This is a genomic window from Pseudomonas sp. PAMC 25886, from assembly GCF_000242655.1.
In the GTDB taxonomy this organism is placed as follows: Bacteria; Pseudomonadota; Gammaproteobacteria; order Pseudomonadales; family Pseudomonadaceae; genus Aquipseudomonas.
The window spans coordinates 181,392-203,683 of sequence record NZ_AHHC01000045.1; the positions used below are offsets into that span (position 1 = coordinate 181,392).

General features: G+C 62.2%; 19 protein-coding genes. 14 read left to right on the plus strand and 5 right to left on the minus strand.

What is annotated here, in order from left to right; genetic code table 11:
* Window positions 1-183: 183 nt before the first annotated feature.
* The 12 genes from arnC to MUM_RS0114915 all read left to right on the plus strand — a co-directional run bounded on the left by arnC (window position 184) and on the right by MUM_RS0114915 (window position 13,464).
* The gene (gene arnC / locus MUM_RS0114860; protein WP_032881941.1) at window positions 184-1,218 is read left to right on the plus strand and encodes an undecaprenyl-phosphate 4-deoxy-4-formamido-L-arabinose transferase; all 1,035 of its coding nucleotides are present in this window, start codon (window positions 184-186) and stop codon (window positions 1,216-1,218) included.
* Complete coding sequence (gene arnA / locus MUM_RS0114865) at window positions 1,215-3,206, plus strand: bifunctional UDP-4-amino-4-deoxy-L-arabinose formyltransferase/UDP-glucuronic acid oxidase ArnA (RefSeq protein WP_010171068.1); 1,992 nt, start codon at window positions 1,215-1,217, stop codon at window positions 3,204-3,206. Before arnC ends, arnA begins: the two co-directional genes overlap by 4 nt.
* Entirely contained in the window at window positions 3,206-4,090 is an 885-nt protein-coding gene (arnD, locus tag MUM_RS0114870) for a 4-deoxy-4-formamido-L-arabinose-phosphoundecaprenol deformylase (RefSeq protein ID WP_029615914.1), read from the plus strand. Before arnA ends, arnD begins: the two co-directional genes overlap by 1 nt.
* Window positions 4,087-5,742 (plus strand): lipid IV(A) 4-amino-4-deoxy-L-arabinosyltransferase, encoded by a 1,656-nt coding sequence (arnT, locus tag MUM_RS0114875; RefSeq protein WP_010171071.1) that lies wholly within the window; start codon window positions 4,087-4,089, stop codon window positions 5,740-5,742. The genes arnD and arnT overlap by 4 nt, the downstream gene beginning before the upstream one ends.
* Window positions 5,739-6,086, plus strand: coding sequence for a 4-amino-4-deoxy-L-arabinose-phosphoundecaprenol flippase subunit ArnE (arnE, locus tag MUM_RS0114880; RefSeq protein ID WP_010171073.1), 348 nt, complete (start codon window positions 5,739-5,741; stop codon window positions 6,084-6,086). The genes arnT and arnE overlap by 4 nt, the downstream gene beginning before the upstream one ends.
* On the plus strand, window positions 6,083-6,496 hold the full coding sequence (gene arnF / locus MUM_RS0114885) for a 4-amino-4-deoxy-L-arabinose-phosphoundecaprenol flippase subunit ArnF (protein ID WP_010171075.1): 414 nt from the start codon (window positions 6,083-6,085) through the stop codon (window positions 6,494-6,496). The genes arnE and arnF overlap by 4 nt, the downstream gene beginning before the upstream one ends.
* A complete protein-coding gene (locus MUM_RS0114890; protein WP_010171078.1) occupies window positions 6,493-7,872 on the plus strand; it encodes a UDP-glucose dehydrogenase family protein in 1,380 nt (459 codons plus the stop codon). The genes arnF and MUM_RS0114890 overlap by 4 nt, the downstream gene beginning before the upstream one ends.
* Before the next feature lie 3 nt (window positions 7,873-7,875).
* Window positions 7,876-9,498, plus strand: coding sequence for an ArnT family glycosyltransferase (locus MUM_RS0114895; protein ID WP_029615915.1), 1,623 nt, complete (start codon window positions 7,876-7,878; stop codon window positions 9,496-9,498).
* 509 nt (window positions 9,499-10,007) lie between these two features.
* Window positions 10,008-10,187 (plus strand): type VI secretion system contractile sheath small subunit, encoded by a 180-nt coding sequence (locus MUM_RS1000000133815; protein WP_272903156.1) that lies wholly within the window; start codon window positions 10,008-10,010, stop codon window positions 10,185-10,187.
* A 177-nt stretch (window positions 10,188-10,364) separates the two neighbouring features.
* On the plus strand, window positions 10,365-11,063 hold the full coding sequence (locus tag MUM_RS0114905; RefSeq protein ID WP_010171083.1) for an HPP family protein: 699 nt from the start codon (window positions 10,365-10,367) through the stop codon (window positions 11,061-11,063).
* A gap of 142 nt (window positions 11,064-11,205) precedes the next feature.
* The gene (locus MUM_RS0114910; RefSeq protein ID WP_010171084.1) at window positions 11,206-12,309 is read left to right on the plus strand and encodes an enoyl-CoA hydratase/isomerase family protein; all 1,104 of its coding nucleotides are present in this window, start codon (window positions 11,206-11,208) and stop codon (window positions 12,307-12,309) included.
* Window positions 12,310-12,312: 3 nt separating this feature from the next.
* Complete coding sequence (locus tag MUM_RS0114915) at window positions 12,313-13,464, plus strand: acyl-CoA dehydrogenase family protein (protein WP_010171086.1); 1,152 nt, start codon at window positions 12,313-12,315, stop codon at window positions 13,462-13,464.
* Window positions 13,465-13,515: 51 nt separating this feature from the next.
* Here the strand turns inward: MUM_RS0114915 and MUM_RS0114920 are convergent, their stop codons facing one another.
* The 5 genes from MUM_RS0114920 to MUM_RS0114940 are packed head-to-tail and all read right to left on the minus strand — an operon-like array spanning window position 13,516 to window position 19,070.
* On the minus strand, window positions 13,516-14,289 hold the full coding sequence (locus MUM_RS0114920; RefSeq protein WP_010171088.1) for an enoyl-CoA hydratase: 774 nt from the start codon (window positions 14,287-14,289) through the stop codon (window positions 13,516-13,518).
* 9 nt (window positions 14,290-14,298) lie between these two features.
* On the minus strand, window positions 14,299-15,426 hold the full coding sequence (locus MUM_RS0114925; protein WP_010171090.1) for an acyl-CoA dehydrogenase: 1,128 nt from the start codon (window positions 15,424-15,426) through the stop codon (window positions 14,299-14,301).
* Window positions 15,427-15,435: 9 nt separating this feature from the next.
* Window positions 15,436-16,620, minus strand: a complete 1,185-nt coding sequence (locus MUM_RS0114930) for an acetyl-CoA C-acyltransferase (RefSeq protein ID WP_010171092.1) — start codon at window positions 16,618-16,620, stop codon at window positions 15,436-15,438.
* A gap of 11 nt (window positions 16,621-16,631) precedes the next feature.
* Entirely contained in the window at window positions 16,632-17,399 is a 768-nt protein-coding gene (locus tag MUM_RS0114935) for an SDR family NAD(P)-dependent oxidoreductase (protein ID WP_010171094.1), read from the minus strand.
* A 21-nt stretch (window positions 17,400-17,420) separates the two neighbouring features.
* Entirely contained in the window at window positions 17,421-19,070 is a 1,650-nt protein-coding gene (locus MUM_RS0114940; RefSeq protein ID WP_010171096.1) for an AMP-binding protein, read from the minus strand.
* A 1,092-nt stretch (window positions 19,071-20,162) separates the two neighbouring features.
* Between MUM_RS0114940 and MUM_RS0114945 the strand changes: the two genes are divergently transcribed.
* Window positions 20,163-21,053 (plus strand): bestrophin family protein, encoded by an 891-nt coding sequence (locus MUM_RS0114945; protein WP_010171098.1) that lies wholly within the window; start codon window positions 20,163-20,165, stop codon window positions 21,051-21,053.
* A gap of 75 nt (window positions 21,054-21,128) precedes the next feature.
* The gene (locus MUM_RS0114950; protein WP_010171100.1) at window positions 21,129-22,187 is read left to right on the plus strand and encodes a tetratricopeptide repeat protein; all 1,059 of its coding nucleotides are present in this window, start codon (window positions 21,129-21,131) and stop codon (window positions 22,185-22,187) included.
* The last annotated feature ends 105 nt before the right edge of the window (window positions 22,188-22,292 follow it).

The following is a 22,292-nucleotide window of genomic DNA, read 5'->3' on the forward strand; positions in this document are numbered from 1 at the left end:
TTTACCTTTGAGTGTTTTGGTCTTTACTCACGTAAGCCATGGAAGACCCACTGTGACCTGTCAGGACTACCGAATGAATGCCATGAATCCACGTTACTTTTAATCAGGTGCCTGCTGTTCCAGGCTTGTGATTACTGCTGTGTTTACGCTCCAAGTTGCTCTAACCCCCGAGGTAATGAATCTTTGAAACCCTATCCAATTCATTGCGTGTCGATCGTTATCCCGGTCTACAACGAACAAGAAAGCCTGCCTGAATTGCTGCGCCGCACCATGGCCGCCTGCAAACAGCTGGCTTACGAATACGAAATCATCCTGGTGGATGACGGCAGCCGCGACAACTCCGCGCAGTTGCTGGAAGACGCCGCCGCGCTCGAAGGCAGCAACGTGGTCGCGGTGATCCTCAACCGCAACTACGGCCAGCACGCCGCGATCATGGCCGGCTTCGAGCATTGCCGGGGCGACGTGGTGATCACCCTCGACGCCGACCTGCAGAACCCGCCGGAAGAAATCCCGCGCCTGGTTGAACAGGCCGCCCTGGGCTACGACGTGGTTGCCACCGTGCGCAACAATCGCCAGGACTCGGCCTTCCGCCGCTGGCCGTCGCGCCTGATCAACCTCGCCGTGCAACGCTCCACCGGCGTGGCCATGAGTGACTACGGCTGCATGCTGCGCGCTTATCGCCGCACCATCGTCGACGCCATGCTGGCCTGCCGCGAGCGCAGCACCTTTATCCCGATCCTGGCCAACAGCTTTGCGCGCCACACCACGGAAATCCTGGTGCATCACGCCGAGCGTGAACACGGCGAGTCCAAGTACAGCCCGATGCGCCTGATCAGCCTGATGTTCGACCTGCTGACCTGCATGACCACCACGCCACTGCGCCTGTTGAGCATCGTCGGTTTCAGCCTGGCGGCGCTGGGCATGCTGTTTGCGGTCGCACTGATTGTGTTGCGCCTGGCCTTCGGCTCTGGCTGGGCCGGCGACGGCATGTTCGTGCTGTTCGCCGTGCTGTTCGTGTTCACCGGTGGCCAGTTCATCGGGATGGGCCTCTTGGGTGAATACCTGGGCCGCATGTACAGCGATGTGCGGGCCCGCCCACGGTTCTTTATTGAAAAAGTGCTGCGCAACCAACCGGCAGCACCGGCCGAGACCTTTACGGTCGATGGCCTGACGTCTTCCCACACCTCTACTTCTCCTTCCGATCAGGTTTCGTCATGAATTCAAAAGCTGTTGTCTTCGCTTACCACGATATTGGCTGTGCAGGCATCGAAGCCCTGCTCAATGCGGGTTACGAAATTGCTGCCGTGTTCACCCATGCCGATGATCCCAAGGAAAACAATTTCTACGGTTCCGTCGCCCAACTGTGCGCCCGCAATGGCATCCCGGTGCACGCCCCGGAAGACGCCAACCACCCGCTGTGGATCGAGCGCATCGCCAAGCTCAACCCGGACTACATCTTCTCGTTCTACTACCGCAACCTGCTGAGCGAAGCCCTGCTGGCCACCGCCAAAAAAGGCGCGTTCAACCTGCACGGCTCCCTGCTGCCTAAATACCGTGGCCGTGCACCGGCCAACTGGGTACTGGTCAACGGCGAAACCGAAACCGGCGTGACCCTGCACCGCATGGTCAAACGTGCCGATGCCGGCGCGATCCTGGCCCAGCAGAAAGTCGTGATCGACCGCACCGACACCGGCCTGACCCTGCACGCCAAACTGCGTGAGGCGGCCACCAACCTGCTGCGCGACGCCCTGCCGCAACTGGCTCAAGGCAAGCTGGCTGAAACCGCACAAGACGAAAGCCAGGCCACCTACTTCGGTCGCCGCACCGCAGCAGACGGCAAGCTGGACTGGAAAAAACCGGCTGAAGAGCTGTTCAACCTGGTGCGTGCCGTGACCCAGCCTTACCCCGGCGCCTTCTGCGCCGTGGGCGAGCACAAGCTGATCGTCTGGAGCGCTGAAGTCGTCAAGGGCAACGAAGGCCTGGCGCCAGGCCGCGTGATCAGCGTCAACCCGCTGCGCATCGCCTGCGGTGAAGATTCCCTGGTGGTCAAGTTTGGCCAGCGCAACGAAAACGGCCTGTACCTGGCCGGCCCGTCCCTGGCGGATGAGCTGGGCCTGGTGGACGGTTCCGTGCTGCGCGGCGCCGAGTCCGGCCGCAAGCCACGCCGTACCCGCGTGCTGATCCTGGGTGTGAACGGCTTTATCGGTAACCACCTGTCCGAGCGCCTGCTGCGCGACGACCGTTACGAAATCTACGGCCTGGACATCGGTTCCGACGCCATCGAACGCCTGCGCAGCCACCCGAACTTTCACTACGTGGAAGGCGACATCAGCATTCACTCCGAGTGGATCGAGTACCACATCAAGAAGTGCGACGTGGTCCTGCCGCTGGTGGCCATCGCCACCCCGATCGAATACACCCGCAACCCGCTGCGCGTATTTGAACTGGACTTCGAAGAGAACCTGAAACTGGTTCGCTACTGCGTGAAGTACAACAAGCGCGTGATCTTCCCGTCGACCTCCGAAGTGTATGGCATGTGCCAGGACCAGTACTTCGACGAAGACACCTCCAACCTGGTGGTGGGCCCAGTCAACAAGCAGCGCTGGATCTACTCGGTCTCCAAGCAACTGCTGGACCGCGTGATCTGGGCTTACGGCGACAAAGGCCTGAAGTTCACCCTGTTCCGTCCATTCAACTGGATGGGCCCGCGCCTCGACCGCCTGGACTCGGCCCGTATCGGCAGTTCCCGCGCCATCACCCAGCTGATCCTGAACCTGGTGGAAGGCACGCCAATCCGTCTGTTCGACGGTGGCGAGCAGAAGCGTTGCTTCACTGACATCGCCGACGGCATCGAAGCCCTGGCGCGCATCATTGATAACGACAACGACAACTGCAACGGCCAGATCATCAACATCGGCAACCCGGAAAACGAAGCCAGCATCCGTCAGCTGGGCGAAGAACTGCTGCGTCAGTTCGAAGCTCACCCGCTGCGCAGCAACTTCCCTCCGTTCGCCGGTTTCCGCGACGTGGAATCCAAGGCGTTCTACGGCACCGGTTACCAGGACGTGGCTCACCGCAAGCCAAGCATCGAAAACGCCAAGCGCCTGCTGAACTGGGAGCCTACCGTCGAGATGAGCGAAACCATCGGCAACACCCTGGATTTCTTCCTGCGTGAAGCCATGCTCGAAATCGCGGACAAGCGTTGATGCAAGCGGGTCTACGCATCGACGTCGACACCTACCGAGGCACCCGCGAAGGGGTGCCAAGGTTGTTGGAGTCGCTCGACGAAGCCGGGGTCAAGGCGACCTTCTTCTTCAGCGTCGGGCCGGACAACATGGGGCGCCACTTGTGGCGCCTGATCCGCCCGCAGTTTTTGTGGAAGATGCTGCGCTCCAATGCTGCCGGTTTGTACGGCTGGGACATTTTGCTGGCCGGTACTGCCTGGCCGGGCAAACCCATTGGCCGCGACCTGGGGCACCTGATGCGCCAGGCCAAGGCAGCCGGGCATGAAGTCGGCCTGCACGCCTGGGATCACCATGGCTGGCAGGCCAACACCGCAAGCTGGAGCGACAAACAGCTGGTCGAGCAGATCCGCCGTGGCGTCGACACCTTGAGCGACATCCTCGGTGAGCGCATCGACTGTTCAGCCGCTGCCGGCTGGCGTGCCGATGAGCGCGTGGTGCAAGCCAAGCAACCGTTCAACTTCCGTTACAACAGCGATTGCCGTGGTACCAGCCTGTTCCGGCCGACCCTGGCGGATGGCAGTGCCGGCACGCCACAAATTCCGGTGGACATGCCGACCTTCGACGAAGTCGTGGGCCCGGTAGTGGCTGCCAAGGATTTCAATGCCTTCATCCTCGACCGCTTCAAGCCGTCGAAGCTCAACGTTTATACGATCCACGCAGAAGTAGAAGGGATTCTGATGGCCAATGATTTTCGCCAGTTGCTCGCCCAGGCAGGGCAGCGCGGCATCGCGTTCAAACCGTTGGGCGACCTGTTGCCCGCCGACGTGACCACCCTGCCCCAACAACAGTTGGTGCGCGGTGTGCTGAGCGGCCGTGAAGGCTGGCTCGGAGTGCAAAAGGCATGATCCGCCGCTGGGCCCTGCCCCTGCTCCTGTTGGCTTTCGGGGTGTTCTACCTGATCCCGCTGGCCACCCACGGGCTGTGGATTCCCGACGAAACCCGCTATGCGCAGATCAGCCAGGAAATGCTGCTGACCGGCAAGTGGGCGTCGCCGCACTTCATGGGAATTCGCTACTTCGAAAAACCGGCCGCCGGGTACTGGATGATCGCGCTGGGCCAGGCGATCTTCGGCCAGAACCTGTTCGGCGTGCGTTTTGCCTCGGCCTTGAGCACCGGCCTGAGCATCCTGCTGGTGTACTTCGTGGCCCGGCGTTTGTGGAACGACCCGCGCAAGAGCCTGGTCAGCGCCGTGCTGTACATGAGTTTCGTCAGCGTCGCGTTCCTGGCGGGCTATGCCAACCTCGATCCGCAGTTCACCTTCTGGGTCAACCTGACCGGGGCTGCGCTGTGGTTCTGCTTCGACAGCACCACCCCCCGTGGCCGCCTGGGGTCCTGGGCCTTGCTCGGGTTCGCCTGCGGCATGGGCTTCATGACCAAGGGGTTCCTCGCCTGGTTGCTGCCGGTGTTGATCGCCCTGCCCTACATGGTCTGGCAAAAGCGCTTTCGTGAGCTGCTCACCTATGGCCTGGTGGCCGTGGTCGTCGCGATTGTCGTCAGCCTGCCGTGGGCGCTGATGGTGCATGCCCAGGAACCGGATTACTGGAATTTCTTCTTCTGGCACGAGCACATCCAGCGCTTTGCCGGCGAAGACGCCCAGCACTCCGAACCCTTCTGGTACTACCTGCCGTTGCTGGTAGCGTTCACCCTGCCGTGGATGGCGTTGCTGCCGTCCACCGTCAAACAGGCGTGGCTGGAAAAGCGCAGTGCCAACATCGGCTTCCTGTTGCTGTGGCTGCTGATGCCGTTGGCGTTCTTCAGCCTGGCCAAGGGCAAGCTGCCGTCGTACATCATGCCGTGCCTGCTGCCGCTGGCATTGTTGATGGGCCATACCCTGGCCGATAAGTTGGCCCAGGCCCGTGGCCGCGTACTGCGCATCAACGGCTGGCTGAACCTGATCCTCGGCGTGCTGGGGCTGCTGGCCCTGACCTGGTTCCAGTTGAAGAAACCGCTGTATGAGCACGGCCAGGAAACCTTGAGCCTGGTGCTGGTGTTCATCTTCCTGTTCGGCTGGATCATCGCCAATCTGCTGCAAGCCGCCCGCCCGCTGCACCTGTGGGCCGCACCGGTGATCGGTAGCTGGCTGCTGGTGGCACTGGTGCCGGCCGCGTTGCCGCACTCGGTGGTTTATAACAAGACCCCGGACCAGTTCATCATCGATCACCTCCAGGAATTGCAGCCCACCACCGCGTTGCTGAGCAACGACCTGGGTGCGGCCTCGGCCTTGTCATGGCGCCTGCAGCGTCCCGAAGTGATGCTTTACAACACCGTTGGCGAAGTGAAATACGGCATCGCCTTCCCGGACACCGCTTACCGCAAGATCGATGCCGCCCATGTCCAGCAATGGATGACCGACGCGCGCAAACAGGGTTCAGTGGGCGTGGTGATGCGGGTCAAGGGTGACGACGAGCGCCAGGAAGTGGAGCTGCTGCCCAAAGACGGCAAGCGCTACGAGCAAGGCAATATCGTGATTCTGATTTTCCCGCAGAGTGCCCCATGACCACACTGCTGCTGTTGTTGGGCGCGTGCCTGCTGACCTGCATGGGCCAGGTGTCCCAGAAGTTTGCCGTGGAAGGCTGGCGTGACCAGCCCGAGGGCTGGGCCTTGAAGCTGCGCTCGCCGTGGCTGTGGTCGGCGCTGATATGCCTGGGCCTGGGTTTGCTGGTGTGGCTGCTGGTGCTGCAACGCCTGGAAGTCGGCATCGCCTACCCGATGCTCAGCCTCAACTTTGTGCTGGTGACCCTGGTGGCGCGCTTTGTGTTCCACGAACACATCGACGGCCGCCATTGGTTCGGCGTGCTGCTGGTGATTGCCGGTGTGGTGTTGCTGGGGCGTCAGGTATGAGTCGCGCTCGCGGTTTTGCCCTGGCCCTGGGCAGCGTTGCACTGGTGAGCGGCGCCCAGTTGGGCATGCGCTGGAGCATGACGCGCCTGCCGCTGCCCGCCGAATGGCTGACAGCGCTCGACACCGGTGCCATCGACCTTGGCGCACTGGGCGTGGTGATCCTGGCGATCATCGCCTATGCCCTGTCGATGCTCTGCTGGCTGGGCGCGCTGAAAGACCTGCCGCTGGGGCGTGCCTATTCGCTGCTCAGCATCAGCTACGCGCTGGTGTACCTGCTGGCCGCCAGCCTGCCGGTGTTCAACGAACATTTTTCCGTTTCAAAAACTGCGGGAGTGGCCTTGGTCATCCTCGGAGTCCTGACTATCAACTCTCGTCGTGCTAGCACCACAAGTCCCAGGAATGCCCCATGAAAATCAGTGTATTTGGTAGTGGTTACGTCGGTCTGGTGCAGGCCACCGTATTGGCCGAAGTCGGTCACGATGTCATCTGCATGGACGTTGACGAGAACAAGGTCAAGCAACTGCAACAGGGCCACGTGAGCATTTTCGAGCCGGGCCTGGCGGCCATGGTCAAGGAAAACCTCGAAGGCGGGCGCCTGACGTTTACCTATGACGAAAAACTCGCGGTCGAGCACGGCGAAGTCCTGTTTATCGCCGTGGGCACGCCTTCGGATGAAGACGGCTCGGCCGACCTGAAATACGTGCTGTCGGTAGGCGATGCGGTGGCCCGTCACCGGGTGCAACCGGTGATCCTGGTGGAAAAGTCCACCGTGCCCGTCGGCACTGGCGACACCTTGCGCGCCCACATGGAAAAAGCCCTGCACCTGGCCGGCCGCCATCTGGAATTCGATATCGTCTCCAACCCGGAATTCCTCAAGGAAGGCTCGGCCGTTGCCGACTGCCGCCGCCCGGACCGCATCGTCATTGGCTGCGAGCGTGAAGAAGTGCGCGAGGTGATGCGTGAATTGTATGCACCGTTCAACCGCAACCACGACCGCATCATCTTCATGGACCTGCGCAGCGCCGAGCTGACCAAGTACGCCGCCAACTGCATGCTGGCCACCAAGATCAGCTTCATCAACCAGATCGCCGAACTGGCCGAACACCTGGGCGCCGACATCGAAGCCGTGCGCTTGGGCATCGGTGCCGACTCGCGCATTGGTTATCACTTTATCTACCCGGGCTGCGGTTATGGTGGCTCGTGCTTCCCCAAGGACATGCGCGCCCTGATCCATAGCGCCAAGGCCGCCAACTGCTCCAGCGACCTGCTGGAAGCCGTGGAAGCGATCAACCAGCGCCAGAAGAGCAAGCTGTTCGAACGCGCCAACGCGTTCTTCAAGGGCGACCTCAAGGGCAAGACCTTTGCCTTGTGGGGCCTGGCGTTCAAACCGAACACCGACGACATGCGCGACGCACCAAGCCGTGTGCTGATGGAAGCCCTGTGGGCCGCCGGCGCCAATGTGCGCGCGTTTGACCCGGAAGCCATGCAGGAAACCCAGCGCATCTATGGCGATGACCCGCGCCTGATGCTGATGGGCACCCCGGAATCGACCCTGAGCGGTTCCGACGCCTTGATCATTTGCACTGAATGGCAGCAGTTCAAGGCGCCGGACTTCGACCTGATCCAGCAGCGCCTGAAAACCCCGGTGATCTTCGACGGCCGTAACCTGTACGACGGTGAACGCCTGGCACGCAAAGGCATCCAGTACTTCCCGATGGGCCGCGGCGACTCCTGCAATTTGCCGATCCCCCAGCAAAACTGGGTACCTCAGGCCGAGGAAGCCTAAGACGTGGACAGAGCTCATCCGCCCCTGCTCAGCCCGACGATTCGCCGACACTCATGGTTGCTGGGGCTCCTGGCGCTCGTCCTGTTTATCGCGGGCAACTGGAACCAGGCAATCATCGGCTTTGATTCGCGCTTCGTGCTGTTCGCCCAGGAGATGCTGCGCCATGGGCCGGGGTTCTTCCCGACGACCTACGGGCAGCCTTATGCCGACTACCTCGCCACCTCGACACTGCTGACCTGGCTGCTGTCCCTGCCCCTGGGGCAGGTCACCAGCCTGACGGCCTGGCTGCCGACGGCCATCGCGTCGGCACTGATCGTGGTGCTGGTCTACCGCCTGACGGCGCCCTACTCCCGGCGCTGGGCGCTGCTGAGCATCGCGGTGATGCTGCTGAGCAGTACCTTCATCAGCGAAACCCGCGCAGTGTCCCTCGACCAGATGTTGGCCGCGGTGGCCCTGGCGGTGTTTTACCTGGGGTATGCCCATGATCACTTCGGCGCCGGCAAGCGCTTGCACTGGCTGTTTGCGCTGCTGATCGTGGGGTTCGCGATTCGTGGGCCGATCGGCCTGGTGATTCCCACCGGCATGCTGTGCAGCTACTACCTGATCAATCGCCAATGGCGGCAGCTGTTCAGTTTCGGCCTGTTGGCCCTGGCATTGCTGGCGGCGTGTGTCGGCCTGCTGTTGCTGCTGGCCAAGCTCAGCGGCGGCGAAGGGTTCATGCAGGATGTGATCCGCATGCAGTTCCTCGGCCGCATGGACGGGACTGAAGGCTCCGGCAGCGTGCTGTATTACTTCAGCAGTTCCCTGGGCAACTACGCCCCGGCGTATCCGCTGGCCATACTGGCGCTGATTGCGATTGTCGCCGGGGGCCGCGAAGACCAGGGGCCGGCGCTGAAGCTGGTGCTGTACTGCCTCGCCGCAGGTTTGATCGTGATGATCGGCCTGTCGGTGCCCCAGGCGAAAAAGGCCCGCTATGTACTGCCGATGCTGCCCATGGCGGCGATCATCGCCGCGTATCCGTTCCAGGTTGAACGGGGGCGACTGTTCGCCGGGCTGCGCTGGCTGATGCTGGCGCTTTGGACGGCAATTCCCGGGCTGCTGATCGCCGGCTTGTTCGTGGCGCGTCATCGCTTCCCCGGGGAGATTGGCAGCCTCAACCCGGTGTTCGGGATCCTGATAGCCCTCCAGACGCTGGCACTGGGGTTTCTGTTCAAGACGCGCCTTCGCTACCTGGGCCCGGCCTTCACCGCCGTGCTGGCGGTATGGCTCGCCTATATCGTGATGGTCGAACCCCTGGAGCGCCGGCTGTATGACACGCGCACCTTTACCCTCCAGGCCCAGACGCTCATCCAGCAGGAACGGGCGCCGCTGGTGCTGCACGCGCTGGGCAAGGATGCGAAAGCCATCAAGTTCATGGTCAACCTCGATTGCGACCGGGTGCCGCTGTTTACCCAGTTGACCGCCGAACTGGCACCGATTCAGGCACCTGCCTGGCTGATCATGAGCCAGGCGGACTTTGAAGGGTTGAGCGATCCACGGTTTCGCTCACTGGTGCCGGTGTTGACCGGGCAGTTCGACAAGAACCCGTATGTGTTGCTGCATTTGGTCAAAAACCCACAGCCTTGATGCCTGGCAATGGGATAAGCGGGCAACCCGCTTATCCCATGTCGGTGCTATCCGTAGTTTAAAACTCCGGTGTATGTAAGAAGCTTCTTTATCCGATAACTTCTGTAAATTTCCAGACAGTAACTATCGAGAAAAATCCTACGCTTCTATCCGTAACCACCGATGCAACTCCCCTTCCCGCTTAAAGTCCCCAACTGTAGACTCGCCTGCCAAGTGAGTTAATTAATTACTACCTTCCCCACTATTTAAAACAGCACCCGAGGCTCGACTCAGGGCCTTCCTGACAATTTTGAAAGAAACCAGCTCAAATCGTGCTCACCCGGTTATAGAAAGAGTTGCAATAACAATAAACAAGTTTAAACAGCACTTAATCCTGCCGTTTATTTACTCTAGAGGAATGCTCCGTGTCCGACCAACCATTGCCCGCCCTCTCTTCTGCGACAGGTTTTACATCCATTCTTCAAACCCCCTCTTCACCGGCAAGAGTTGGCTATGTCCCGGTTCCCAAGCTGGATCGACTGATGGAGTTGCGCGATGCGCTGGTGGTGCTCAAGGGCCCGCTGGCCAACAACCCGTCACTGCGGGAAAACGTGCAGAACCTGCTGATCAACGAAGAAACCAATGACCGGGTGCTGGGCAAGGTCAGCAGCCCCCTGCCACCCCCGACGCGGCTGATACCCTTCGGCTGAGGCGGTTAACTGCAAAAATACTGCACTTGACCTGCATTAATATGCATTGGCGGCAACTTTGCCCGATGGGCACACTGCGCAGGTTCCTCCCCCAAATGCAGGAACTTTTTTTGAAGGGCTTTTCCGGGAAACCAGACAGGCCTTTTTTTTCGCCCGCTTTTTATGGACCGTCTGTCAATGCTCGCTCGCTGGTTACCCGCTGCCATCAATACCCGCCCCGCCGAATGGAGCCGTGCCGCGATCGGCATGGCCCTGGGCACGCTCTTCAGTGTCTGGGTGTGTGCCCAGGTGTTCGGCATGGAGGTGGCCTTGCACCTCATCGGCCCGCTCGGGGCCTCGGCGGTGCTGCTGTTTGCCGTGTCATCCGGCGCACTGGCCCAACCCTGGTCGATCATCGGCAGCTACCTGTGCGCCGGGGTCGTTGCCTTGCTGGTGGCCCGGGTACTGGGACGCACCCTGGGCAGCGCCTGCCTGGCCGCCGGGATGACGGTGATTCTGATCTGCTGGCTGCGTTGCCTGCACCCGCCGGCGGGTGGGCTGGCCATGAGCCTGGTGCTGGCAGACCCCGCCTCCATCGCCCTGGGTTGGCAGGAAATGGGCGCGGTCATGCTGGGTGCCGCCGCCATGGTGGCGTGTGCCCTGGCCTACAATAATGCGACGCGCACACGTTACCCCAAGGGCGCCAGCGAACCGGCGGCACCGAGCTTTATGCCGACCGCCATCGAAAACCCCGGGATCAGCGCCGAAGACCTCAAGCAGGCGCTGGCCGAGCGCGAGCAGTTCCTGGACGTGACCCCACAGGAACTGGAAGAACTGATCCAGGCCAGCGAACGGTACGCCCGGCGACGCGCTATCGGGGCGGTTTTCCAACGCTAGGGCCGATGCAGCCCATCGTGCAAAAATGCAAAAACGACCTGCAGGATTCCGACTTGTACTGGGCAAATTTGCACTGGTACGATCGCGAGAGCGTTCGCCCCCGAACATCTTGATAAAGAACAATAAAAGCAGGGAGTTAGAGATGACTGCTCAGGTTTCATCCGAGGCAAGCAGCGCCGGGATTCTGCAAGACGAGGTCCTGGCTGAAATACGCAACCACATAGGCCACCTGACGCTCAATCGCCCCGCCGGCCTGAATGCCATTACCCTGGACATGGTCCGCAGCCTCAGCCGGCATTTGCAGGCCTGGGCGGACGACCCCCAGGTGCACGCCGTGGTGCTGCGCGGTGCCGGGGAAAAAGCCTTCTGCGCCGGCGGCGACATTCGCTCGCTGTACGACAGTTTCAAGAACGGCGACACCCTTCACGAAGACTTCTTCGTCGAGGAATACGCCCTCGACCTCGCCATCCACCATTACCGCAAACCGGTGCTGGCGCTGATGGACGGCTTTGTCCTCGGCGGCGGCATGGGCCTGGTGCAAGGCGCCGACCTGCGAGTGGTCACCGAGCGCAGCCGCCTGGCGATGCCGGAAGTGGCCATCGGTTATTTCCCTGACGTGGGCGGCAGCTATTTCCTGCCGCGTATTCCCGGTGAACTGGGGATCTACCTCGGTGTGACCGGGGTGCAGATTCGCGCGGCCGACGCCCTGTATTGCGGGCTTGCCGACTGGTACCTCGACAGCGCCAAACTCAGCGAGCTCGATCAGCGGCTCGACCGCCTTCAATGGCACGACTCGCCGCTCAAGGACCTGCAAGGCCTGCTGGCCGGCCTGGCCGTACAGCAATTGCCCGACGCTCCGCTGGCGGCACTGCGCCCGGCCATCGACCACTTTTTTGCCTTGCCGGACGTGCCGAGCATCGTTGAGCAGTTGCAGCAAGTCACCGTTGCCGACAGTCACGACTGGGCGTTGACCACCGTCAGCCTGATGCAGACCCGCTCGCCCCTGGCCATGGCCGTCACCCTGCAGATGCTGCGCCGGGGTCGCCACCTGCCCCTGGAACAGTGCTTCGCCCTGGAATTGCACCTGGACCGCCAATGGTTCGCCCGCGGCGACCTGATCGAAGGCGTACGCGCCCTGCTGATCGACAAAGACAAAACCCCTCGCTGGAACCCTCCGACCCTCCAGGCGTTGGAGGCTGATCATGTCGAGAGCTTCTTCCGCGACTTCGACAAGAACGAGAACTAAGTCATGCAAGATATTGAATTTACTGAAGAACAGGTAATGATCCGCGACATGGCCCGGGACTTTGCCCGAGGCGAAATCGCCCCTCACGCCCAGGCCTGGGAAAAAGCCGGCTGGATCGACGATGCCCTGGTCGCCAAGATGGGCGAACTGGGGTTGCTGGGCATGGTGGTCCCCGAGGAATGGGGCGGCACTTACGTCGACTACGTGGCCTACGCCCTGGCGGTGGAAGAGATCTCCGCCGGCGATGGCGCGACCGGCGCACTGATGAGTATCCATAATTCAGTCGGTTGCGGGCCAATCCTCAACTACGGCTCACAAGCGCAAAAAGAAACCTGGCTGGCGGATCTGGCCAGCGGCCAGGCCATCGGCTGCTTCTGCCTGACCGAGCCCCAGGCCGGTTCCGAAGCCCACAACCTGCGCACCCGTGCCGAACTGCGGGACGGCCAGTGGGTGATCAACGGCGCCAAGCAGTTCGTCAGCAACGGCAAGCGCGCCAAGCTGGCGATCGTGTTTGCGGTGACCGACCCGGACCTCGGCAAGAAAGGCATCTCGGCCTTCCTGGTGCCCACCAACACCCCGGGCTTCGTGGTGGACCGTACCGAACACAAGATGGGCATCCGTGCCTCGGACACCTGCGCCGTCACCCTCAACCAATGCAGCGTGCCCGAAGCCAACCTGCTGGGCGAACGCGGCAAAGGCCTGGCCATCGCCCTGTCCAACCTCGAGGGTGGCCGCATCGGGATTGCCGCCCAGGCGCTGGGCATCGCCCGGGCCGCCTTTGAAGCGGCGCTGGCCTATGCACGTGACCGGGTGCAGTTCGACAAGGCGATCATTGAACACCAGAGCGTGGCCAACCTGCTGGCCGACATGCAGACCCGCCTGAACGCCGCGCGCTTGCTGATCCTGCATGCCGCCAGACTGCGCAGTGCGGGCAAGCCGTGCCTGTCGGAAGCTTCCCAGGCCAAGTTGTTTGCCTCGGAAATGGCCGAGAAGGTGTGCTCCTCAGCGATGCAGATTCATGGGGGGTATGGCTATCTGGAGGATTACCCGGTGGAGCGTTACTACCGGGATGCGCGGATTACCCAGATTTACGAGGGCACCAGCGAGATTCAGCGGATGGTGATTGCTCGAGAGCTTAAGAACTATCAGCTGTAAGCAGTTGATTTAAATTGAAATTGTGGGAGCCATCAGACTCCCACCTTGGCCTCACTTATCCTTGAACTCCGGCGCACGCTTGGCCACAAACGCCGCCATGCCTTCCTTCTGATCCAGTGTGGCAAACGCTGCATGGAACACCCGGCGCTCAAAGCGCACACCTTCAGACAGGCTCACTTCAAACGCACGGTTGACGCTTTCCTTGACCATCATGCTGATGGGCACCGACTTGCTGGCAATCAGGGTCGCAACCTTCAGCGCCTCATCCAGCAACTCATCCGCCGGCACGATCCGCGCGACAATCCCGCAACGCTCCGCTTCCACCGCATCGATAAACCGGCCGGTCAGGCACATTTCCATGGCCTTGGCCTTGCCCACGGCGCGGGTCAGGCGCTGGGTGCCGCCCATGCCCGGCAGCACGCCGAGGTTGATTTCCGGCTGGCCGAACTTGGCGTTGTCACCGGCCAGGATGAAGTCGCACATCAAGGCCAGCTCACACCCGCCGCCCAGGGCAAAACCGTTGACCGCCGCAATGATCGGCTTGCGGCGGTTGGCCACGCGGTCGCTGTCGCTGAACAGGTCGTCCAGGTAGATCTGCGGGTAAGTCAGCTCGGCCATTTCCTTGATGTCGGCGCCGGCGGCAAAGGCTTTTTTCGAGCCCGTGAGCACGATACAGCCGATTTCCGGATTGGCCTCCAGGCTGTCCAGCGCCTGGTTCAACTCGCTGACCAGTTGAGCATTCAAGGCGTTCAGCGCTTGCGGGCGATTGAGGGTGATCAGCCCGACACGGCCCTGGACGTCCAGCAAAATGGTTTCGTAACTCATAGATACTCCTCAGAGATTGCGTGAAATGACCATGCGTTGAATATCGCTGGTGCCTTCGTAAATCTGGCAGACCCGCACATCGCGGTAGATCCGCTCCAGGGGAAAGTCGCTCAGGTAACCGTAACCGCCGAGGGTTTGCAAGGCCGCCGAACAGACCTTTTCGGCCATTTCCGAGGCAAACAGCTTGGCCATTGAGGCTTCCACCAGCGCCGGCTTACCGCTGTCACGCAGCGCGGCGGCGTAATGCACCATCTGCCGGGCGACGGCGATTTGCGTGGCCATGTCCGCCAGGCGAAACGCCACGGCCTGGTGCTCGATGATCGGCTTGCCAAAACTTTCCCGCTCGCGTGCGTAATCCCGGGCCGCTTCAAACGCCGCTCGCGCCATGCCCACCGCTTGCGAGGCAATGCCGACGCGCCCGCCTTCAAGGTTGGCCAGGGCGATTCGGTAGCCTTCGCCCTCCTCGCCCAAACGATTGCCGACCGGCACTTTCACGTCCTCAAACAGGATCTGGCAGGTGTCGGAAGCGTGCTGGCCGAGCTTGTCCTCGACCCGCGCCACGCTGTAGCCCGGCGAGTCAGTGGGCACGATAAACGCGCTGATGCCCCGCTTGCCGGCGGCCGGATCGGTGACCGCAAACACGATCACAATCCCGGCGTTTTGGCCGGAGGTGATGAACTGCTTGCAGCCATTCAACACGTAGTGATCGCCTTCCAGCCGGGCCCGGGTTTTCAGGCCGCTGGCGTCGGAGCCGGCCTGGGGTTCGGTCAAGGCAAACGCGCCGAGCATCGCGCCGCTGGCCAGGGGCTTGAGGAACTGCTCTCGCTGTTGATCGTTACCGAACTTGAGGATCGGCACACAGCCCACCGAGTTGTGCACGCTCATGATGGTCGAGCAGGCGCCGTCGCCGGCGGCGATTTCTTCCAGGGCCATCGCATAGGCCAGGTAGCCGGTGTCGCAACCGCCCCATTCTTCCGGGACCAGCATGCCGAAAAAGCCCAGTTCGGCCATTTCGCCGACGGCCTCCCTGGGAAAGCGATGCTCGCGGTCCCACTCGGCGGCGAACGGTTTGAGCCGTTCCTGGGCAAATTGCCGGGCGGCCTCGCTGATTTGCAGTTGTTCGTCATTCGGGAGCATAGGTGTTCCTTAGTACAGGCATTCAACGGCCATGGCCGTGGCTTCACCGCCGCCGATGCAGATGGCTGCAACGCCGCGCTTGAGGCCTTTCTGGCGCAGGGCCGAGAGCAGGGTCACCAGGATCCGTGCGCCGGACGCACCGATCGGATGGCCCAGGGCACAGGCGCCGCCGTGGATGTTGACCTTGCTGTGGGGGATTTCCAGCTTGCTCATGGTCACCAGGCTGACCACAGCGAAGGCTTCGTTGATTTCAAACAGGTCGACCTCGTCGAGGTTCCAGCCGGTCTTGGTCATCAGTTTACGGATCGCCCCCACCGGCGCGACCGGGAACAGGCCTGGCTCGTCGGCAAAGGCTGCGTGGCCATGGATCACCGCCAACGGCTTGAGCCCACGCTTTTGCGCTTCGGACTCACGCATCAGCAGCAGCGCCGCGGCACCGTCGGAAATCGAGCTGGAGTTTGCCGCCGTCACCGTGCCGCCTTCGCGGAAGGCCGGTTTCAAGGTGGCGATCTTGTCCAGTTTGGCTTTGGGCGGCTGTTCATCGTGGGTGATGGTTTTCTGCTCCTTGCCCACGGTGACCTGTACCGGAACGATTTCGGCGATGAAGTTGCCGTCGGTGATCGCCTGTTGCGCACGGGTCAGGGACGCAATGGCAAACGCGTCCTGGGCCTCGCGGGAAAAGCCGTTGTGCTCGGCGCAGTCCTCGGCAAAGGTGCCCATCAGGCGGCCCTTGTCATAGGCGTCTTCGAGGCCGTCGAGGAACATGTGGTCGAGCACCCGGCCGTGGCCCATGCGGTAGCCGCTGCGGGCGCGGTCCAGCAGGTACGGCGCGTTGGACATGCTCTCCATGCCACCGGCGATGACCACGTCCACACTGCCCGCCAGCAACGAGTCATGGGCCAGGATGGTGGCCTCCATGCCGGAGCCGCACATCTTGTTGAGGGTGGTGCAGTGGGTGGATTTGTCCAGGCCGGCGCCGAGGGCCGCCTGGCGCGCAGGGGCCTGGCCGAGGCCGGCGGGCAGCACACAGCCGAACAGCACTTCATCCACCGCGTCGCTGGCAATACCGGCCCGTTCGACCGCCGAGCGTATCGCTGCAGCGCCCAGTTGCGGGGCAGTCAGGCCTTTGAGGTCGCCCTGGAACCCGCCCATCGGAGTACGTACCGCGCTGACAATAACGATTGGATCAGTCATGAAAAATCTCCTTATTTGGCCGCCATACGCAAGGCACCGTCGAGACGGATCACCTCGCCGTTGAGCATGCTGTTTTCAATGATATGCCGCACCAGCGCGGCGTACTCGCCTGGCTTGCCCAGGCGCGGCGGGAACGGCACACCGGCGGCCAGGGACTCACGCACTTGCGGGGTCATGCCAGCCATCATCGGGGTTTCGAAAATGCCGGGGGCGATGGTCATCACCCGAATCCCGTAGCGCGCCAGTTCGCGGGCCGCCGGCAGGGTCAGGCTGGCAATCGCGCCCTTGGAGGCGGCATACGCCGCCTGGCCGATCTGGCCGTCAAAGGCCGCCACCGAGGCGGTGTTGATGATCACGCCGCGCTCGCCGTCGGCATTCGCCTCGGTTTCAGCGATGGCGGCTGCGGCCAGGCGCAACAGGTTGAAACTGCCGATCAGGTTGACGTTGATCACCTGGGCAAAGTTGGCCAACGCGTGTGGGCCATTTTTGCCGAGAATTTTCTCGCCACGCACCACGCCGGCGCAGTTGACCAGCCCGTGCAAGCCACCAAACGCAGCAACGGTGGCCTGCACCGCAGCCTCGGCGGCGGCTTCCTGGCTGATATCCGCGACCACGCTGCGCGCCTGCTCACCGAGTTTTTGCGCCTGGGCGGCGACGGCGTCGGCGTTCAGGTCCACCAGCATCACCTTGGCACGGGCCGCTACCAACATCTCGGCGGTTGCCGCGCCGAGGCCTGAAGCGCCGCCGCTGACCAGAAAAACCTTGTTCTCAATCTGCATCATTGTTTCCTTGAAGAGGGATTACGCCGTAGCCGCCTGGGCCTTGGCGATTTCCTGATTACGCAAAATGAAGCGTTGCAGCTTGCCGCTCGGGGTCTTGGGCAGCTCGCTGACAAATTCGATTTCCCGTGGGTACGAGTGGGCCGCCAGGCGCTTGCGCACGTGCTGGCGCAGCTCTTCGGCCAGGGCCGGCTCGGCGCGGTACTGCTCGCTGAGCACTACAAAGGCTTTGACGATCTCGGTGCGTTCCGGGCAGGGCTTGCCCACCACCGCCGCTTCCACCACCGCCGGGTGCTCGATCAGGGCACTTTCCACATCGAACGGGCCGACCCGGTAGCCGGAGGTGGTGATCACATCGTCACTGCGCCCCACGAAGCTGATACTGCCGTCGAGGTTCAGCTCCACCGTGTCGCCGCTGAGGTAGTACTTGCCGACGAAAGCCTTCGTCTTGACCCCGTCGTAGCCGGCGAACCAGCACATTGGCGATTGCTCGCGGTCGATCGCGAGAATGCCCGGCTGGCCGGCGGGCAGTTCCTGATGGTCGTCGTCCAGCACCACGATGCGATGCCCCGGCGAGGCAAAACCGGCAGAACCGACATGCACCGGGTGCTCTAGGCCGTGGTGATTGCACAGCACCATGCCCAGTTCGGTCTGGCCATAGTGGTCGTGGATGGTCACGCCGAGGTTGTCGGCGAACCAGCGAATCACCTCCGGGTTCAACGGCTCGCCGGCGCTGCTGACAATGCGCAGCTTGCCTTTGATCGACTGGGCGAACTGCTCGCCGCCAGCAATCAGCAGGCGGTAGGCCGTCGGCGATCCGGTGAGGTTGGTGATCCCGTATTTGTTGATGACGCGGCAGGTGCTTTCGAGGGTGAACGGGCCGTCGTAGAAGGTGATCGGGTGGCCCATGGACAACGGGCCGGTGACGCCGAAATAGATGCCGTAGGCCCAGCCCGGATCAGCGACGTTCCAGAACGCGTCCTCGGGGCGCAGGTCCACGGCGTCACGGGTGTAGCTCTGGAACGCGACGATCGCCTTGAGCGGCACGGCCAGGGCTTTCGACGGGCCGGTGGTGCCGGAGGTGAACATCAGCAGGAATGGGTCTTCGGCGCCCAGCAGTACCGGCTCGCAGGCATTGGAATAGTTGGGCAACTCGGCCCAGAAGCTGAAATCGCCACGCACGATGCCTTCGCCGTTGGGGCCGGAGACGGTGACGATGGTTGGGCAGTCGGCCACTTCATTGAGCTTGGGACGGTTGACGGCGTCCGTCACCACCAACGCTGCGCCGGAGCTGTTCAGGCGGTGTTCGATGGCTTTGGGGCCGAAGGCGGTGAACAGGGGCTGATAGACCGCGCCGATGCGCCAGGTGGCAAGTACCACCACCAGCAACTCGGCGGTGCGTGGCAGGAGGCCCGCTACCTTGTCACCGCGTTTGACGCCCTGGGCCAGGAGGAAATTGGCGAAGCGGGCGGCCTGGTCTTGCAGTTGGGTGAAGGTGGACGTGGCGCTGCGGCCGTCCTTGCCCTCCCAGAACAGTGCGATGCGGCCGGGCAATGCGTGGCGGTCGCAGCATTCGACGCAGGCGTTGAGCGCCTGCAGGTTGCCCGACAGGGCGGCGTCGACGGTGTGTTGGTAGTTGAACTGGGTGGTGGCAGCCGAGTAATCACGCATCGCTTCAAATCCCTGTGTGTTTTTATTTTCAGGATGGGTACGTAGACCGGTGAAATAGTCGCTCTAGAGCGGTGGACGGGCAATGGTCAAAGCTTTCAACTTGGTTGACTGGTTTGGCCAAGGGGGCTGCGCTTTTGGGGGGTATATCCGTTGCTGCGGTAACGGCCGCTTAGGGTTCCGCTCTTACAGCGGCTCACTTTTGAACAGCGCAAAAGTAAGCAAAACGCTCTTGCCCCACCACTCGGCACCTCGCTCAGGCTCGGTGTGCCCTCTCTCCGGTACTACTGCGCGGGCCGCCGCGACGGGGCGTCCCTGCCCCGTCGCGGCTAAACCGGCGTCCTGCCGGTTTACCCGCTCCGTACTACCTGCGTTCGGCCAGCGTGGTTTAACGGGGCGCCTAAGATCAAGATCAAAAGCAGATCAACAGCACAGCGGCCTACAGGCCGGCTTGAGTGGTGTGAAGCAAAGGCAAAGGCAAAATCAAAATCTAAAGCGGGCACGGTACAAATGTGGGAGCTGGCTTGCCTGCGATAGCATCAACTGGGTGTACCTGATGCACCGAGGTGTCTGCATCGCCGGCAAGCCAGCTCCTACAGAAAAGCAGAGCTGCATCAGTTTCAGATTTGGTTTTCGCTTTGGCTTTGGCTTTTGCTCTGGCTTCTACCACTCAAGCCGGCCTGTAGGCCGCTGTGCTCTTGCTTTTGATCTTGATCTGGCTCTGACTGCCCCAATAAGCCCGAGGCCGAACGCAGGTGGTGCGGAGCGGGTAAACCGGCAGGACGCCGGTTTAGCCGCGCTGGGCCAAGGATGGCCCATCGCGGCGGCCCGCGGAGCAGCGCCGGAGTGAGGGAACACCGAGCCTAGGCGAGGTGCCGACAGGCGGGGCAGAGCCCTTTGCTTACTTTGGGGCTTTTCCAAAGTGAGTCGCTGTAAGAGCGAAACCATAAGCCGCCGTTACCCAAATAACGGATATGTCCACCAAAAGCCCCCCCCGGCGATAGACCCCACCAATCACCCAGTCAGCCCAAGCGATTGGACGCTCTACCCCCAAGCTTCTAAGCTTGAGGCCTGCGCCACCCAAGAAGCCCGCCCATGATCGTCCGCCCCAAACCCAACCTGCTCGGCATCCTGTTCTCCCTCAAGGGCTCAATCGCCAAGCGCATCGCCCTGCGCAGCCTGCTGGTCACCTTGCTGGCCTCCGTCATCGTGCTGGTAGAAACCCTGCACCCGGCCTATTTCTCGAAGGTCAACGCCACCCCCTTCACATTGCTCGGCCTGTCGCTGTCAATCTTCATGAGCTTTCGCAACAACGCCTGCTACGACCGCTGGTGGGAAGGCCGCAAACAACTGGGCCAGATGATCATTGAAGTACGCTCGCTGATCCGCGAAACCCAAATTTTCACCACCGCCGAACGCGAAAGCATACTCCGCAGCCTGTGCGGCTTTGCCCATGGCCTGGTCGCCCGCCTGCGCCTGGAAGACGAAGCCCGGGCAATCCAGCCGTGGGTCAGCGTCGAGGCCAGCCACCCGAACCTGCCCGACCGCATCCTGCAAGACCTCGGCGCACGCTGCTCAAACCTGGCCGAACAAGGCCACATCACCGAATGGCGCTACACCCAACTGGAAACCCGGCTGTACGGCCTCAGCCAGGTCCAGGCCTCCTGCGAGCGAATCAAGCACACGCCGCTGCCCTTCCCCTACACCTTGCTGCTGCACCGCACCATCTACCTGTTCTGCATTCTGCTGCCCTTCGCCATGGCCGAGCCGCTGGGCTGGCTGACGCCGGTCTTTACCGCGATCGTCAGCTACACCTTCTTCGGCCTGGACGAAATCGGCGACGACCTCGAAGACCCGTTCGGCTTCGACGAAAACGACCTGCCCTGCAACGCCATCGTCCGCACCCTGGAACGCGAGATCCTCGCCGCCCTCGGCGAAACCGAGTTGCCGCCGGCCCTTGAACCGATTGAGTTCGTGCTGACGTGATGCGGGTTTGACAGTCGCGATGACCTGACCGAAGCTGATGGCTTTGCACTAGCTCCCCAGCTTTCGGACGCCTGCATGTCAAAGTCACGCCGTTACTCCATCATCGGCCTGTGCGCCCTGTTGTTTATCGCCGCAATCACCTGGTATTTCACCCGTACACCCCCGGTGGTCGTGCCCCCGGCCATCGCCCACGGTTACGCCAAGGCCTTGAAACAGGCACATAACGGCGAACCCGGCGCCGCCCGTGTGCTGTATCAACAGTTGGGGCGTCCGGACCTGTCCGACGTGCGCCGCGCCGCCTTGCATGCCGAACTGCCCAACTACCCCAGCCCCCAGGCCCTGAAGCTGGCGGACAAGGACCTGGCCAACGACGCGCCAATGGTGCGCGAGGCGGCGATCCACAGCATCGTCGGCCTGGTGCCCAGCGGCCAGCGCACGCTGTTGCTCGGCCCGCTGCTGGATGACCCGGAACAAAGCGTTCGGTTCGCCGCGGCCAATGCCCTGCTGGGGCTGTCCCCCGACACCCTGGGGCTGTACTTCGGCCCATTGCAGCAAGTGCTCGACGAATACGTGAAGTTGCTCAAGGGCCAGCCCGAAAGCCCCGAAGGCTGGATTCAGCTGGCGCGCCTGTACATTCACAGCGCGCTGCTGCCCGATGCACAAAACGCCCTGGAACAGGCGATGCGCCTGCAACCGGACAATCTGCAGGCGGTGGTCGCGCAAATCGAATTGCTGGATAAACAGGGCAAGGTCGACGAGTCCCGCCAGCTCCTGGCCAAGCAGTTGCAGGCCCATCCCGACTCGGCTTACCTGCAACATGCCTTGGGCATGTGGCTGCTGCACCATGGGGAACGCCCTTTTGCCCTGCTCAGCCTGTCCCGGGCGGTGGAGCTGGAACCGAACAATCAGGATTATCGCTACGACCTGGCCACCACCCTGCACGCCCAGCAGGAAGTGGAAGCCGCCCAGCGCCAACTGGAAGAAATCGTCCAGCGCAACCCGGCCAATCGCAAGGCGCGGGTATTGCTGGTCAATTACTGGAAAGAAACCGGCCAGTTGCAGAACGTCCAGGTCTTGCTGGCGCAGCTTGAACAGCAGAACCCGGACGACCCGGCGCTGCAACAAGGCCTGTAAACGCTGTAATTGATACAAAACGTTGAACCGCTACACGGCGCCACGGTCAAGTAAATATGGCGCGCCCCAGCGGGCGCTCCCCCCTACTGATACGTGACCCGAGGG

What these genes read in the sequence shown, in the direction of transcription:
- MUM_RS0114930 (WP_010171092.1), bottom strand. Translation starts at nt 16,620, where the DNA reads ATGACTGATCCAATCGTTATTGTCAGCGCGGTACGTACTCCGATGGGC.
- MUM_RS0114940 (WP_010171096.1), bottom strand. Translation starts at nt 19,070, where the DNA reads ATGCGTGATTACTCGGCTGCCACCACCCAGTTCAACTACCAACACACC.
- MUM_RS0114950 (WP_010171100.1), top strand. Translation starts at nt 21,129, where the DNA reads ATGTCAAAGTCACGCCGTTACTCCATCATCGGCCTGTGCGCCCTGTTG.
- MUM_RS0114905 (WP_010171083.1), top strand. Translation starts at nt 10,365, where the DNA reads ATGCTCGCTCGCTGGTTACCCGCTGCCATCAATACCCGCCCCGCCGAA.
- MUM_RS0114935 (WP_010171094.1), bottom strand. Translation starts at nt 17,399, where the DNA reads ATGCAGATTGAGAACAAGGTTTTTCTGGTCAGCGGCGGCGCTTCAGGC.
- arnE (WP_010171073.1), top strand. Translation starts at nt 5,739, where the DNA reads ATGACCACACTGCTGCTGTTGTTGGGCGCGTGCCTGCTGACCTGCATG.
- MUM_RS0114915 (WP_010171086.1), top strand. Translation starts at nt 12,313, where the DNA reads ATGCAAGATATTGAATTTACTGAAGAACAGGTAATGATCCGCGACATG.
- MUM_RS0114890 (WP_010171078.1), top strand. Translation starts at nt 6,493, where the DNA reads ATGAAAATCAGTGTATTTGGTAGTGGTTACGTCGGTCTGGTGCAGGCC.
- MUM_RS0114945 (WP_010171098.1), top strand. Translation starts at nt 20,163, where the DNA reads ATGATCGTCCGCCCCAAACCCAACCTGCTCGGCATCCTGTTCTCCCTC.
- MUM_RS0114910 (WP_010171084.1), top strand. Translation starts at nt 11,206, where the DNA reads ATGACTGCTCAGGTTTCATCCGAGGCAAGCAGCGCCGGGATTCTGCAA.
- arnT (WP_010171071.1), top strand. Translation starts at nt 4,087, where the DNA reads ATGATCCGCCGCTGGGCCCTGCCCCTGCTCCTGTTGGCTTTCGGGGTG.
- MUM_RS0114920 (WP_010171088.1), bottom strand. Translation starts at nt 14,289, where the DNA reads ATGAGTTACGAAACCATTTTGCTGGACGTCCAGGGCCGTGTCGGGCTG.
- arnF (WP_010171075.1), top strand. Translation starts at nt 6,083, where the DNA reads ATGAGTCGCGCTCGCGGTTTTGCCCTGGCCCTGGGCAGCGTTGCACTG.
- arnD (WP_029615914.1), top strand. Translation starts at nt 3,206, where the DNA reads ATGCAAGCGGGTCTACGCATCGACGTCGACACCTACCGAGGCACCCGC.
- MUM_RS0114925 (WP_010171090.1), bottom strand. Translation starts at nt 15,426, where the DNA reads ATGCTCCCGAATGACGAACAACTGCAAATCAGCGAGGCCGCCCGGCAA.
- arnA (WP_010171068.1), top strand. Translation starts at nt 1,215, where the DNA reads ATGAATTCAAAAGCTGTTGTCTTCGCTTACCACGATATTGGCTGTGCA.